Raw genomic sequence first — 15,091 nt, 5'->3', positions numbered from 1 at the left:
CAAGGTTCCGGAGATATCCCCATGCGACGAGCGGCAGTCCTCACGATGTGGCTGGCAGCGCTGGCAGTTTCGGTTCAGGCCGGCGCCGCGCAGGCGAACCCCGGCATCCTGGTGAGCGGTGACTGGCTCGTTGAACACGGCGACGACCCCGATGTCGTCGTGCTGCACGTCGGGATGGGCCGCATGGCGCCCCTCGAGGAATACGTGCGGGGGGCGCGCTTTCTCGAGTACCACGACATCGCCGTCGAGCGGAACGATCTCATCACCGAACTCGCGCCGGTCGAGGATCTCGTCGAGGTCTTCCGCGCCGCGGGCGTCTCCAATGACAGCCATGTGGTTGTGGTGGGGGACCCCGGCCTCCACGCGGCCCGCGTCTTCATGACGCTGGATTACCTCGGCCACGGCGACCGTACGTCGGTGCTCGATGGGGGGCTGGCCGCGTGGAAGGCGGCGGGGGGCGAAGTCGCCGCCGAACCGGCGGCGCCCACCCGCGGCGACTTCGAGGCGGAGGTCCGGGAAGACATGATCGTGACGGCGGAATGGATCCACGAGCGGCTGGACGACCCCGATGTCACGCTCATCGACGCCCGACCGGAGAACGAGTATACCGGCGAGCGGCCAGGCCGGGATTTCCTGCGGGGCGGGCACATTCCCGGCGCCTACAACCTCTACTGGCAGGATCTCACGGGTGAGGACATTCCCACGCTGATCGATCTCGCCGAGGTCGAGGCGCGTTTCGAGGAAGCGGGGGCGAAGAAGGACGGCGTCGTCGTCAGCTACTGCCTCATTGGCATGCGCGCGAGCTACACCTACATGATTTCGAGATATCTCGGCTACGACACGAAGTTCTACGACGCTTCCTGGAACGACTGGGGCCGGCGGGAAGACCTCCCGCTCGTCACCGGCCGTGAACGCCGGTAGCTTGGGAAGTCAGGTGGTACAAGGGGTTCGCGTGCGGCGGACCCCGTTGGTTTGACGCTGTTGGAGGTTGCGAGATGAAGACCCTCTCCGGAGTACTTGGTGCGCTCGTCGTCGCCGCGGTAGCGGTGCTCGTTCTTGTCGGCACGGACCGCAGTGAGGCGGCCGCGACGGAGGCCCCGCCGTCCGCCGGCGCATCGTCGTCGGCCGTCGTGTCCCTCGTCTCGCCGACCCCGCACTCGATCGACGCCGGTCCGGAGTCGCCGGTCGAACTGGTGCTCGCGCAGCCGCTCGATCCAGGCGGGTTCGATCCGGCGGCGCTGTCCGTGTTCGGCCGCTGGAGCGGCGTGATGCCCGGCTCCGTACAGCTTTCGGACGACGGCCGTCGCATCCGCTTCGAGCCCGGCGAACCCTTCCACGCCGGCGAGTCGGTCACCGCCTCGCTGCGCGCCGGAGAGAAGCTGGCGGCCGGTGGCGCCATGGAGACGGGTTTCGCGTGGAACTTCTGGATCCGGCCTCAGCCCGGCTCGCTCGACATGGTCGACCGCGGCGCGCGGACGGTCCTCGACGACGGCGAGAAGCACGTCCAGCCGTACGGTGCCTACGCCGGCGACTTCAACGGCGACGGCTATCCCGACATCGCGATCCCCAACGAGGTGTCGGCGGACGTCCGCGTGATGTTCAACGACGGCACGGGGGACTACAGCGAGTTCCGCGTCCTCGACATCCCGGGCGGAAGCTGGCCGAGCCCCAACGAAGGGGCGGACTTCAACGGCGACGGCCTCACGGATTTCGTGGTCGGGAACGCGGGGAACGATCTCGTGTCCGTCTTCCTCGCCGACGGGAACGGCTGGTTCGAACTGGGGAGCAACATCGAGTCCGGCCAGAACGTCCGCGGCGTGTGCATCGGCGACTTCGACCAGGACGGCTGGCCGGACGTGGCGGCCGTGAACATGTCCGTCGGACCGGAGGAGTCGCGCGGCAACGTGGCGATGCTGCTCAACAACGCGGATGGCACCGGCGATCTGCGCCGCGCCTCCGAGATTGCCTCGCCGGGCCAGGGCGAGAAGACGTGCGCCACGGCCGACGTGAACAACGACGGCCTGCCCGACCTGCTCGTCGGAGCCTACTTCACCGATGAGGTCCTCGCCTACCTGGGGGACGGGCGCGGCAACCTCGAGCTGGGCACGCGCGTGCGCGCCGGCGGCAAGCCGTGGATGATCGTGGCGGGCGACGTGAACGGCGACGGGAACGTCGACGTGATGTCCGCGAACCGTGAAGGGAACAACGTCGCGGTCCTCATCGGCGACGGCGCGGGCGGCTTCGCGGATCCCGTCGAATACGAGACGGGCGAGTCGCCGCTGGCGGTCGACGTGGGCGACATCGACGGCGACGGCGACCTCGACGTGGTGACGAGCGATTTCGAGGGCAACAGCTTCACCGTGCACGAGAACGCGGGCGACGGAACGCTCGTGAACCCGCGGTCGTACGCGGCGAGCACGAACGGCTCGTGCGTGGTCATTCACGATCGCGATCTGGATGGGGATCTCGATCTCACCGGCGTGGATGAGACGGACGACAAGATCTTCATCCTGGAGAACCCCGGGGGCTGACCCGGTAGACGGGAAGACGGGAAAGATGGGGAAGACAGGCAGGAAGGCGAAGGAGGAATGGCGGGAGAAGCTTCCGGAGCAGGCCTACGAGGTGCTGTTCGAGGAAGCGACCGAACGCGCGGGGACGAGCCCGCTGAACGATGAGAAGCGCCCCGGCACGTTCGCGTGCGCGGCGTGCGGACAGGCGCTCTTCACGACCGACATGAAGTACGACAGCGGCACGGGGTGGCCGAGTTTTTTCGAGACGCTGCCCGAGGCCTTCGAGACGAAACGCGACTTCAAGCTCATTCTGCCGCGAACGGAGTATCACTGCTCCGGCTGCGGGGGCCACCACGGCCACGTGTTCAACGATGGCCCCGAACCCACGGGCAAGCGCTTCTGCAACAACGGCGTCGCGCTCCGGTTCATCCCGGACGAGGACTGATCCGGAGCCTCCGGAGCGTGCGCGAGGACGTGCGCGTCCCGGTTCTCCTCCGGGGGCTGGCGGCGGGAGCCGCGGCTTTCTTCTCCATGGTCCCCGCCGCGGCGGGCCAGCTTCCGGGCTCCAGCGGCGCCTGCGAAGCGCGAACCGCGGAGACGCGCGCCGCCGGAGCGGCGGGGGCGCTCACGGACACGCCGACGGGGCGGGTGGCGGCCGACCTCCACTGCATCAGCCTCTTCTCCACGGCGCGGGGCGGCGACGCGCAGGGCTTCGTCGAACTCGGGCGGGTGCCGTCGCCGTTCGGCGTGACGGTGACGCCGACCGGCCATCACGTCCGCGCGCTGACCGCGCACATCGAGGGTCTCCCGCCGCCCTCCAGCCTTGGGCCGTACACGGTCTACATGGCGTGGGCGACGCCGCTCGAACTGGCTCCCGTGGTGCCCCTGGGCCCGGTCGGGAACGGCGAACACCGGCTGGGGCGCGTCGCGTTCAACAAGTTCCTCGTGATGGTCAGCGCGGAGGCGTCCGCCGAGGTGGAAGGGCGCGAGGGGCCGCTCGTGCTCAGAGGACGCTCGCCGTCCGCGCTCATGGAAGCGCACGACCTCCTGGCCCTCGCGCCGTCGGCGACGCGGCGGGCGGCCGACCGGGCCCCGACGCGCTGGGATGCGCCGCCCGCGTACCCCGGCATCGCCATGCTGCCCGGCGTGATGGACCTCGAACCGCGCGCCCGTCCCGCGAGCCTCCGAAGCGCGGCCGACCTGCCCCCGTGGGAGTCGCTCCCCGAGGCCGGCCCGCGCCAGCTCGTCGATCTCCCCGACGGGGGCACGCTCGACCTCGAGGCGACCATCATCCGGCGCGAGATCGAGGGCCGCCGCCTCGCCATGCTCGCCTTCAACGGCCAGCACCCCGGACCCCTCATCCGCGTCCCGGAGCAGTCCACCATCTTCGTGAACTTCACGAACCGGACCCCGTACCCGACGGCGGTGCACTGGCACGGGATCCGGCTCGACAACGCGTTCGACGGCGTGCCCGGCCTCACCCAGGACCCTGTCGCGCCCGGCGAATCCTTCCGGTATCGGATCTTCTTCCCGGACGCGGGCATCTACTGGTACCACCCGCACCACCGCGAGGACATCCAGCAGGAACTCGGCCTGTACGGGAACCTCGTCGTCGACCCCGCGGCCACGGACTACTACGGCCCGGCCAACCGCGAGGAAGTCCTCATGCTCGACGACATCCTCCTGGACGAGGAAGGGCTCGTCGACTTCGGGGAGGAGTCGGCGAACTACATGCTGATGGGCCGGTTCGGGAACCAGGCCCTCGTCAACGGCGAGCCCGGCTACGAACTGGAGGTCGACCGTGGCGAAGTTGTCCGCTTCCACCTCACGAACGCCTCCAATACGCGGACGTTCAATCTCTCGTTCGTGGACACGGAACGCGGCGGGCTTCCCGATCCCGACCAGCGCGTCGCCGATCCCGATGCGGCGGATCCGAATCGTCTTCCGCTCAAGGTGGTCGCGTCGGATGTGGGTCGCTTCGAGCGCGAGGAACGGGTCCGAAGCGTGGTTCTGGCGCCGGCGGAGCGCTACGTGATCGACGTCCGCTTCGACCGTCCCGGCCGCCACGCCCTCGTCAGTCACGTTCAGGGGATCAACCATCGGCAGGGCGTCTTTCGGGCCGAGCTCCGGACGCTGGGCCACGTGACGGTCGCGCCACGGGCCGCGACCGACGACTACGGAGCCGCGTTCGGGACGCTGCGCGAGCACGCCGACGTCATCGCGGACATCGACCGCTACCGGCCGCGATTCGACGACGATCCCGACCACGAACTCGTGATGACGCTCGAGACCGAGGATCTCCCGCTCCCCATCGAACGCTCGATGGCCTACGACTGGGTCTACTTCAATCCCGTGGAATGGACCGGGACGATGCCGCGCATGAACTGGGCCACGACGGGCCGCGAAATCCGCTGGATCCTGCGGGAAACGGCCACCGGGCGGGAGAACGAGGAGATCGGGTGGGACTTCGCGGTCGGGGACGTCGTCAAGATCCGCGTCGTGAACGACCGGGGCGCCTTCCACGCCATGCAGCACCCGCTCCACATACACGGGCAGCGCTTCCTCGTCCTCTCGCAGAACGGCGTGCCGAACCCGAACCTGGTCTGGAAGGACACGGTCCTGTTGCCCGCCGCATCGACCACGGACATCCTGCTGGAACTGTCGAACCCCGGCCGCTGGATGATCCACTGCCACATCGCGGAACACCTCGAAGCCGGGATGAAGATGGTGATGAACGTCGCCGCCGCCCCGCCGTGATCGCTCGGCCGTCCCGGCGACCGTGCGCAGCTCCGGAAAGGAAGTACTCATGATGACCGCCCGCAGCCGCCTCTTTTCCACCCTCTTCGCGGCGCTCGCCGCTGGAGGCATGTCGTCCACGGAAGCGCAGTCGCAGGAAGCGATGGAGGACTTCATCGCGGTGCAGGCGCCGACCGTCGCGCTCACGAACGTCAAGGTGATCGATGGGACCGGCGGCCCCGCCCGCGAGGGACAGACGGTCGTCATCCGGGACGGCCGCATCGCCGACATCGGCCCCGCCGCCGAGGTCGCGGACCGGATCCGGAACGCGCAGGTGCTCGACCTCTCCGGCCATACCGTCATCCCGGGCCTCATCGGGCTCCACAACCACAGCTACTACACGGGCGGGAACGGACGCGCGGCGCAGCTCTCCTTCTCGGGGTCGCGGCTCTACCTCGCGTCCGGCGTGACGACGATCCGGACGACGGGAGCCCGCGCGCCGTACGAGGAGATCAACCTCAAGCGCGCGATCGATGAGGGCCGCGCCATCGGCCCCAACATGTTCACGACCGGTCCCTACCTCACGGGGCAGGAGGGTTCGCGATCGATGGCCCAGCTCGAGGGACCGGAGCAGGCCCGGCGCCTCGTCCGCTACTGGGCCGAGGAGGGCGTGCCCTGGTTCAAGGCGTACACGTGGATCAGCCGCGAGGAACTCGGCGCGGCGATCGACGAGGCGCACCGGCACGGCGTGAAGGTGACGGCGCACCTCTGCTCCGTCGGATACCGGGAGGCGGTGGCGCTCGGGATCGACAACCTGGAGCACGGCCTGCTCGCGAACAGCGAGTACTTCCCCGGGAAGGAGCCGGACGACTGCCCGTCGGGGTTCCGGAACGGCTACGCCGACCTCGACGTGAACTCCGAGGAGGTGCAGGAAACGTTCCGCATGATGATCGAGAACGACGTCGCGATGACCTCGACGCTTGCCGTGTACGAGATCTCCGTGCCGGGCCGGGGTCCGATCGACGAGCGCATCTACGACATCCTCGCGCCCGAGATCGCGGCGGAGGTGCGGGAGATCGCGGACCTGCGGCGGAACGCGACCCTCGATTCCGGGATCGGGATCCACCCCGACGTCTACCGGAAGGCGCTCGAGTACGAATACGCATTCGTGCAGGCGGGGGGCACGCTCGCGGCCGGTGTCGACCCGACGGGGTACGGCGCGGCGCCCCCGGGATACGGCGACCAGAAGAACTACGAACTGCTGCTCGAGGCCGGGTTCACGCCCGCCGAGGTCGTGCGGATCATGAGCGCGAACGGCGCCAGGGTGCTGGGGATCGACGACGAAACGGGGACGATCGAGGTCGGCAAGGTCGCGGACCTCGTCGTGCTGGAGGGCGACCCCGAGGCGGACGGCCATATTCGCGAGACGCGCATCGTGTTCAAGGGCGGTGTGGGCTGGGACGCGCCCGGGCTCATCGAGTCGGTCCGCGGGATCGTCGGCATCCGCTGACCGGCTGTCCCCGGTGAACTCGCGACTGGCGGCCCTGCACGGGGAGGTGAGGGTCCGGCTCCGGGACCTGGCGATCATCGCTCTCCTGGCCGCGGTCCTCGGCGGCCCGCGGCCCGCCACCGCCCAGTTGACCGCCGCGGATTCCGCTGCGGTGCTCGTCGCGACCGCCGCCGACTTCGAGGAGCGCGGAGAACTCGAGGTCGCCCGGGCCCTGTATGAGGAGGTCATCCGCCGTTACCCCGACACCCCCGGGGCGGAGATGTCCCGGACCCGGCTGGAAGCGTTGGGGGCGCCGGGCGGGGCGGCGCCGACGGGGCCGGCGCCGGGCGCCGCGCCGCAGGACCAGCGCGGCGACACGGAGTTCCGCGTCTGGTCGACGCTCTACGGTCTGTGGCTGGGGGGCGTCGCGGTGCCCCTGCTGGCGGATGCGAGCAGTTCCGAGTCGCACGGCGTCGGTCTTCTGCTCGGCGGGCCGGTGGGCTACCTGGCCGGCCGCGTGTTCTCGCGTTCTCTCTCGGTGGGACGGTCGCGCACGATCAGTTGGGCCGGCACGTGGGGCACCTGGCAGGGCGTGGGCTGGGCGCACGCCCTGAATCTGGGTGCCGATCCGGGCTGCGAGTACTGCGACCCGGGCGAGCAGGAGGCCGTGACGGCGGCTCTCGCCGGCGGACTGGCCGGCATCGTGACGGCCGCGCTCCTCTCGCGCGACACTTCCGAAGGCACGGCCTCGGCGACGTACCTGGGCAGCCTGTGGGGGACGTGGTTCGGACTCGGGGGAGCGACCGCGCTGGATCTGGACGACGACGCCATCTGGGCGAGCACGCTGCTCGTGGGCAACGCGGGCCTGGTCGCCGGAGCGCTGGCCGGGAGCCGGTTCGATCTGTCCTCCCGCCGCGCGCACCTCATCAGCCTCGGGGGTCTGATCGGCGGCTTCGGCGGGGTCGGCCTCGTGCTCATCACGAAGCCGAACAGCACCAGCGGCGAGCTCGCGATTCCGCTCGCGACGAGTCTCGCGGGTCTGGGCCTGGGGATCCTGCTGACTCCCGAGGGCGACGGCGCACCGGAAGGAGAGTCGGGTGCGGCCCGAGCGGCGTTCGGTTCGTCATCGCCGGCGCTCCTGAACTGGTCGGGTGGAGCACGACCAGAGGTCGGTCTGCCGATGCCGTTCCCGACGACCGTCCCCGATCCGGAGCGGAACGGGCGGCGGCACACGGCCTGGCACGTCCCGCTCCTTCGCCTGCGCTTCTGAACATATGCCGGACCGTCCGCTGAAAAACCGGGTGGCCGTCGTCGCCGGAGCGACGCGCGGCGCCGGGCGCGGCATCGCCCGCATGCTCGGCGAGGCGGGCGCCACCGTCTACTGCACCGGCCGCAGCGTCCGGGGCCGTCCGGCCACGCCGGGGCGGCCGGAGACGCTGGAGGAGACGGCGGAGCTGGTGACGTCGGAGGGGGGCCGGGGCATCGCCATCCGCACCGACCACACGGTCGAATCCGAGGTTGAGCGGCTCTTCGCCCGCGTCCACGTCGAGGCGGGCCGTCTCGACGTCCTGGTGAACGACATCTGGGGTGGCGATGCGCTGACCGAGTGGGGGAAGCCCTTCTGGGAACTCTCCATCGCGCAGGGCGAGCGGCTGCTGAAGCGCGCCGTCCACACTCACATCATCACGAGCCGCCACGGCGCTCCGCTGATGGTCGAGCGCAACGCCGGCCTCATCGTCGAGGTCACCGACGGCGACACGTTCGGCTATCGCGGCAACCTGTTCTACGATTTGGCGAAGAACGCGGTCGTCCGGCTCGCTTACGCGATGGCCGCCGACCTCCACCCGCACGGCGTGACGGCGTTGGCGATCACCCCCGGATTCCTGCGCTCCGAGGCGGTGCTCGACCACTTCGACGTCACCGAGGCCGACTGGCGCGACGCGATCGAGAAGGACGAATACTTCGCCGAGTCGGAGACGCCGTGCCACGTCGGCCGTGCCATCGCCGCGCTCGCCGCCGACCCGAACGTCGCTGCGAAGAGCGGCGGACTGTTCTCGAGTTGGGGTCTCGCGAAGGAGTACGGCTTCACCGATGTCGACGGCCGCCGGCCCGACTGGGGCACGTTCTTCCTGAAGAAGGTCCGGGCCATCCTCGAGCGAGATGCACCGCCGGACGAGCTGGACGTCTTCGTCATCCGCAGTCGGCTCTACCAGGCGGAACTCGATCCGTCCGCCAGCGACGAAACCGAGCACCTCCGCACGTGGCTCGCCCGCCACGAGTAGCGCGCGCCAGCCCGGCCAGGGCCGCTCGTACGGTCAGAAGCCGATGGACTTCGACACCTTGGCGGCGAGGACGCGCTCGACCGTCATGCCGGCGGCCATGTCGCGGCGCTCGGTGTAGACGATGAAGACGTCGCTGAGCGGCGAGTACAGGTAGTTGAAGCGCACGTTCGTCACGAACTGGTCCTCGGCCGCATTGTACTGGACAAAGGCGCTCGCGAAGACTTTCGTCGAGAAGCCGTAGTCGACCCGCCCTCCGAAGACGTCCGCCGTGAACGCCCCGTCCGGGAGCGAGATGTCGTTGTGGTTTGCCGAGAGGTCGACGGAGAGGTGATGGCTCGGCCGCCACATGAGGCCGCCCGACAGCGACGTCAGCGTGCCGTCGAAGAACCCGCCGCGCTCGACACGGACGAACCCCGTCAGCGCCCGGCCCGGCGCCGACCGGTACTGCACCGAACCCGAGCCGAAGTCGTAGCGGCCGGTCGGGATCGTCGCGTCCTTCGAGACGCGGAAGGGTGCCCGCAGGAGTTCGAACCGGTCCGTGTAGTTCAGCGTGAGCCCGCTCCCGTTCAGGAACGAGATCCCGAACCCCGCCGTTCGTCTCCGCGTCACGAGGACGGACTCGAGGTCCCGGATGTAGTCGAGCTCGACCCAGGGATTGACCTCCTGCACGCCGGGCAGCGGCGGCCGCGGGTGGAGCCCCACCGTGGCGTAACTCTGGCGGATGTCGCGCCGGCGCACGAAGCCCACCGTCGGGTTGAAGTCCTCGCCCACGTGGCGCCACAGCGCGGACACGTCCCACAGTTCGTCGCGCCAGCCGACCCACATCCGGCCCGCAAGGGCGTTCCCGTCGGCATCCGGCGAGTCGGTCCAGGCCAAGAACGGGGCGAAGAGCAGCGACGGGAGCGGCCTCAGGTTCGCATCGAAACCGACGTTGCGGTTGAAATCGGGGGTTCCCTCGACGTCCGAGCCGGTCGCCTGCCGGTTGATGAAGATCGCCCCCACGTCCGACGTCCCGAACACGCTCCGGCGCGCCCGCATGACCGAGAAGTTCTCGGCCGGGAGGCCGCGGCCGGACCGGGTCTGGAGGTTCATGAGGCCGACCTCGAACCCGGCCGTCCGGCCCGTGAGCCGCGCGCCGCCGAGGATCGGGATCGGCTCCCCCCTCCCCGTGAGCCCGATGCGGCGCGAGTGGAAGAGGGTGAAGTCGCGCAGCGAGACGCCGGTTCGGTAGCTGCGCTCCGACTGGTCGCCGAAGGCGAACGTGCCGGAGTTCTCGACGAAGAAGTCCCGCTTCTCCGGGAAGAAGAGCGGGAACCGGGTCAGGTTGACCTGCTCCTGGTCGACTTCCACCTGGGCGAAGTCCGTGTTGTACGTGAGGTCGAGCGTGAGCCCCGGCGTGACCCCGTACTTGAGGTCGAGTCCGATGTCGGCCTGCGTGCCGGCCCTTCCTTCCTCGATCAGCGTCCCCGTCTGGTCCTGCGCGAGGGCGTAAGGCTTCACCCGCAGGTTGAGTCCCGGCCCCACGCCCCGGAATCCGGTCAGCGTCCCCGCCTTCGACATCTTGTGGATCTGATCGCGCCGGTCGAGCGGCGCCCAGAACGTATCCTCCGCCTTGCGCCGAATGCGGCGCAGGATCTGGAGTCCCCACGTCTGGTCCTCCTCCGAGGGATTGAAGCGGAGCGTGGAGAACGGGATCTCGATCTCCACTGTCCACCCCTCGTCATCCCGGGTCGTCTCGACGCGGATGGGGCCTTCCCACGCCTGGTTCTCGGAGCGGCTGTCGTCGAAGAGCTGGACGTCCTTGAGCGCCCCGCCGGGATTCACGAGGAACATGAACCCGTTGCGGCGGTCGAGGTACGTATCGAGCGCCACGCCGAAGACGTCCGATGACCCGCTGTTGAAGTCCTGCTTCAGGCTGGAGATGAAGTAGCGGTCGGGCTCCGAGTCGTGGCAGATCGCGCCGATGTAGAGGGCCCGGTCGTCGTACACGAAGTAAACGACGGTGTTCTCGGTGGCCGGCGCCCCGGTGTCGGGACGGGACTGGACGAATCCGGTCAGGGGTTGAGCCTGCCGCCAGACGGGCTCGTCGAGGCGTCCGTCCACGGTGGGCGGCGCGTCCGTACGCAGGGCCTCGGCCGTTGGGCGCGGCGCCGACTCCACCGCGATCCGTGCCGGTCCCTCCTGGCCCGGCTCCTGTGCCATGGCGGTCGCCGGCACCAGCGAGCCGAGCAGGGAGACAACCGGAGCGAAACGGAGACCGCTTGCGGCCGCGGTGCGGGACATGTGGCGAGTCCTCATCGGCGGTCCGTTCAGTTCCAGCTCAGTCCCCGCAGTTGTTCCACATCGAGATTCCCGCCGCTCAGAACACACGCGACCTTCGTCCCCGGCGGCGCGTCGACGAGGCCGTGGAGGACCGCGGCGACCGACGCCGCGGCCGCGCCCTCGGTCACGAGCTTCGCCCGCGTCATCAGCCACAGCATGGCGTCGAAGATGTCCTCGTCGGGAAGCGTGACGACGCGCTCCACGAAACGGCTCACGACGGACGCCGTGTTGTCGCCGACCCGCATCACCTTCAGCCCATCGATCGCGCAGTCCACGGTCTCCAGGGTGACCATCTCGCCGGATTCGACCGTGCGCTTCATGGCGGGCGCCCCCGATGATTCCACGCCGATCACGCGGATATCGGGGTTCACGCTCTTCAGGGACATCGCGTTACCCGAGATGAGTCCCCCGCCCCCGATCGGGATGACGACGACTTCGACCTCCGGCCAGTCCTCGAGGATCTCGAGGCCCAGCGTGCCCTGGCCCGCGATCAGCCGCGGGTGGTCGAACGGGTGCACGTACGTGAGTCCGCGCTCCTCGACGAGTTCGAGCGCCCGCTCGTTCGCCTCATCCCAGATCGACCCGTGGAGGACGACCTCGGCGCCGTATCCCTCCGTGGCCGCGACCTTGGCCGGCGTCGCGTTCTCGGCCATGACCACGACGGCGGGAATCCCGTACAGGCGGGCGGCCAGCGCGACGCCCTGCGCGTGGTTCCCCGCGGAGGAGCAGATGATGCCCCGCGCCTTCTCCTCCTCGCTCATGTGGGCCATCACGTTCAGCGGCCCCCGCACCTTGTACGAACCTCCGCGCTGGAAGAGTTCGGCCTTGAGCCGGATGTCGAACCCGGAGACCTCGCTCAGCGAGCGCGACGTGAGCAGCGGGGTGTGATAGATGTGCGGCGCGACGTGCTCCCGCGCGCGCTCGAAGTCCTCGCGGGTCAGCGTGAGTCCGGGGATCTCGACGTGTGGCGTCACTCGGCCGTCTCTCTCGGCTGGGCGGTGGGCTGGCGGCCGGATCCGCATCCAGGTCCGCCGACGCGTGGTCGATAATCCCCGGAACGGAGTGGACACGCAACGGGGAAGTGCCGTCACCTTGCGGGGTGAGGCGTTTGTCGGCGACACTCAAGCCTCCTCCCCGCACGGACATCCAGCCGAGGATCCGCCACTTGAACCAGTCGCCGGACACCCCGAAACCCGCACGCGAGCGCTTCGGCACCCGCGCCGGTTTCGTGCTTGCGGCGGTGGGGTCCGCCGTCGGGCTGGGGAACATGTGGCGCTTCCCCTACCAGACGGCGGAGGGCGGCGGCGCGGCCTTCCTCGTGGCCTACGTCTGCATGGCGTTCCTCATCGGCGTGCCGATGATGCTGGCGGAGTTCGCCGTGGGTCGGCGCGCACGCCGGTCCGCGATCGGCGCCCTGCGCTCCGTCGGCGGCGGACGCTGGGCGGCGGCGGGGCTCCTCTTCCTCGTGACGTCGACCGTGATCATGGCCTACCTGTCGGTCATCACGGGCTGGGCCCTCCGCTACGCCCTCGACGGGCTCACCACCGGATTCCACGCCGACGCCGCGGGGCGCTACGAGTCGGTCGCGTCCGGACCCTCGGCGGTCGTCTTCCACCTCGTGTCGATCGCCGCGACGGTGGGGATCGTGGTGTTCGGCGTCCGCAAGGGGATCGAGCGGGCAAGCATGCTGCTAATGCCGCTCCTCTTTCTCCTCCTCATCGGCCTCGCGATCTGGGCGGCGACGCTGCCGGGCGCGGCGGAGGGATACCGCTTCTACCTCTCCCCGTCGCTGAGCGAACTGCTGGATCCCGTCGTGCTGCAGGGCGCGGCCGCCCACGCGTTCTATTCGCTGAGCGTGGGGATGGGGATCATGGTCACCTATTCCTCCTATCTATCGAAGCGCACCGACCTCGGCCGCGAGAGCGCCGTGATCGCGCTCTCGGATTTCTCCGTCGCCTTCGTCGCGGGGCTGGTCGTCTTTCCGATCGTGTTCGGACTCGGACTGTCGGACGACGTGGGGGAGAGCACGCTGGGCGTCCTCTTTATCTCGCTCCCGAGCGCGTTCGCGCAGATGGAGGCGCTGGGCAGGGTCGTGGGGACCGCGTTCTTCATCGCCGTGATCGTGGCGGCGATCACCTCGGCGGTCTCCCTGCTGGAGGTGGCGGCCTCGATCCTCATCGACGAACGGGGCTGGACGCGCCGCCGGGCGACGCTCACATCGGGCTTCCTCATCGCGGCGATCGGGATCGCGCCGGCACTTTCCCTCGGCGCCCTGGGAATCATGGATCAGGTCGCCGCGGAACTCCTCACCGTGCTGGGCGTACTCGCCATCGCGGTGCTCGTCGGTTGGGTGATGAAGCACCCGGAGGAGGAACTCCGGATCGGGGCCTCGCCCCGGTTCGCGCGCCTGATTCCGACGGCGCGCTTCCTGTTTCGCTACGTGGCGCCGCCTCTGTTGGCGTACGTGAGCTGGATCGCGCTGCGGCAGACGATCCGGGTGATCGCCGGCGGCTAGAACCCCTGGAGCGAGACGTGTCGAACCTCGATCGACTCAGAGACGAACTCGCGCGCATCGACCGCGCGTTGCTCGAACTCGTAGCCCGGCGGCAGGCGGTCTCCGCAAAGATCGGGGAACGGAAGCGCGCCTCGCAGACCTCCACGCGCGACTACCGGCAGGAGAAGGTCGTCATCGAGCGGGCCCGCAGCGCCGCGAGCGACCTCGGACTCTCGCCGCGGCTGGCCGAGGATCTCGTCCTGTCGCTGATCCGTTCGTCGCTCGCCGTGCAGGAACGGGGCAGCGTGGCGGCGGCTGCGAGAGGAGGCGGGAAGCGCGCCCTCGTCATCGGCGGTTCCGGCAAGATGGGCGGGTGGTTCGTCCGCTTCCTCTCCTCCCAGGGGTTCGAGGTGGAGAACGCGGACCCCGACGGAGGGGATCACGCGGATTGGGCGAAGACGTCGCTGGACCACGACCTGATCGTCGTGGCGACGCCCATGGTCATCGCCAACGAGATCCTCGAACGGCTGGCGGAGATCGGACCGCCGGGCCTGGTGTTCGATATCGGTTCGCTCAAGAGTCCGCTGCGCTCCGGTCTGACGGCGCTGGCGGAGGCCGGGGTCCGCGTCACGTCCATCCACCCCATGTTCGGTCCCGACACCGAACTCCTTTCTGGGGAACACGTCATCTTCGTGGACGTGGGCCGTCCCGACGCCACGGAGGGGGCGGAGGCGCTCTTCGCCTCGACCATGGCGACGCAAGTGCGCATGGACCTGGAGAGCCACGACCGCGTGATGGGGTTCGTGCTGGGCCTCTCGCACGCCCTCAACATCGCCTTCTTCACGGCGCTGGCGCGCTCCGGCGAAACGACGCCGCGCCTGGCGGACGTGTCGAGCACGACGTTCGAGGCGCAGTTGGACGTGGCGCGCGCGCTGGCCGGCGAGAACCCGCACATGTACTTCGAGATCCAGTCGCTGAACGAGTACGGCGACGTCGCGCTGGAGGAACTCGTGGAGGCTGCGGAACGGGTCCGCGACGCGGTCGAAGCGGGGGATGAGGAGGCCTTCGTCGCCCTCATGTCGGCCGGTCGCGACTACCTGGAGTCCCGCGGTTCCCCGGAATAGATCCGACCCCGTTCGACTGGCGTTCGGACATTGATAATCCCTATCTTGCACAGGCTGGATGCGGGGAGGGGTTATTGCGTCCAAACGCCGCGCCGGGTCGCGGTGTTTGCCCAGCAGGATTCGGGCGACAGCCG

11 protein-coding genes are annotated in these 15,091 nt (G+C 69.4%); 9 read left to right on the top strand and 2 right to left on the bottom strand.

Features of this window, described 5'->3' with window-relative positions; all coding sequences use genetic code 11:
• Positions 1–21: 21 nt before the first annotated feature.
• The 7 genes from RN901_RS00715 to RN901_RS00685 all read left to right on the top strand — a co-directional run bounded on the left by RN901_RS00715 (position 22) and on the right by RN901_RS00685 (position 9,017).
• A complete protein-coding gene (locus tag RN901_RS00715) occupies positions 22–921 on the top strand; it encodes a rhodanese-like domain-containing protein (protein WP_310754790.1) in 900 nt (299 codons plus the stop codon).
• Between the two features lie 74 nt (positions 922–995).
• Positions 996–2,531: a VCBS repeat-containing protein gene (locus RN901_RS00710; RefSeq protein ID WP_310754789.1), complete on the top strand. Its 1,536-nt coding sequence runs from the start codon at positions 996–998 to the stop codon at positions 2,529–2,531.
• A 25-nt stretch (positions 2,532–2,556) separates the two neighbouring features.
• Positions 2,557–2,955, top strand: a complete 399-nt coding sequence (gene msrB / locus RN901_RS00705) for a peptide-methionine (R)-S-oxide reductase MsrB (protein ID WP_310754788.1) — start codon at positions 2,557–2,559, stop codon at positions 2,953–2,955.
• 17 nt (positions 2,956–2,972) lie between these two features.
• Positions 2,973–5,267, top strand: coding sequence for a multicopper oxidase family protein (locus RN901_RS00700; RefSeq protein ID WP_310754786.1), 2,295 nt, complete (start codon positions 2,973–2,975; stop codon positions 5,265–5,267).
• Between the two features lie 49 nt (positions 5,268–5,316).
• Positions 5,317–6,756, top strand: a complete 1,440-nt coding sequence (locus RN901_RS00695) for an amidohydrolase family protein (RefSeq protein WP_310754785.1) — start codon at positions 5,317–5,319, stop codon at positions 6,754–6,756.
• Between the two features lie 13 nt (positions 6,757–6,769).
• Entirely contained in the window at positions 6,770–8,005 is a 1,236-nt protein-coding gene (locus tag RN901_RS00690) for a hypothetical protein (RefSeq protein WP_310754784.1), read from the top strand.
• 4 nt (positions 8,006–8,009) lie between these two features.
• On the top strand, positions 8,010–9,017 hold the full coding sequence (locus RN901_RS00685; protein WP_310754783.1) for an SDR family oxidoreductase: 1,008 nt from the start codon (positions 8,010–8,012) through the stop codon (positions 9,015–9,017).
• A gap of 33 nt (positions 9,018–9,050) precedes the next feature.
• Here RN901_RS00685 and RN901_RS00680 read toward each other — a convergent pair whose 3' ends face one another.
• Positions 9,051–11,300 carry a DUF5916 domain-containing protein gene (locus RN901_RS00680; protein ID WP_310754782.1) on the bottom strand — a complete coding sequence of 750 codons (2,250 nt, stop codon included), beginning with the start codon at positions 11,298–11,300 and terminating at the stop codon, positions 9,051–9,053.
• Between the two features lie 26 nt (positions 11,301–11,326).
• Positions 11,327–12,313 (bottom strand): threonine/serine dehydratase, encoded by a 987-nt coding sequence (locus RN901_RS00675; RefSeq protein ID WP_310754781.1) that lies wholly within the window; start codon positions 12,311–12,313, stop codon positions 11,327–11,329.
• A 191-nt stretch (positions 12,314–12,504) separates the two neighbouring features.
• Here RN901_RS00675 and RN901_RS00670 point away from each other — a divergent pair, with 191 nt between their 5' ends.
• Together RN901_RS00670 and RN901_RS00665 are read left to right on the top strand one after the other, a co-directional pair.
• The gene (locus tag RN901_RS00670; protein ID WP_310754780.1) at positions 12,505–13,854 is read left to right on the top strand and encodes a sodium-dependent transporter; all 1,350 of its coding nucleotides are present in this window, start codon (positions 12,505–12,507) and stop codon (positions 13,852–13,854) included.
• A 17-nt stretch (positions 13,855–13,871) separates the two neighbouring features.
• Complete coding sequence (locus RN901_RS00665) at positions 13,872–14,957, top strand: prephenate dehydrogenase/arogenate dehydrogenase family protein (RefSeq protein WP_310754779.1); 1,086 nt, start codon at positions 13,872–13,874, stop codon at positions 14,955–14,957.
• Positions 14,958–15,091: the final 134 nt, after the last annotated feature.

The sequence above is a fragment of the Candidatus Palauibacter soopunensis genome, from assembly GCF_947581735.1.
Taxonomy (GTDB): Bacteria; Gemmatimonadota; Gemmatimonadetes; order Palauibacterales; family Palauibacteraceae; genus Palauibacter; species Palauibacter soopunensis.
This window is presented reverse-complemented; position numbering and strand designations above follow the sequence as displayed.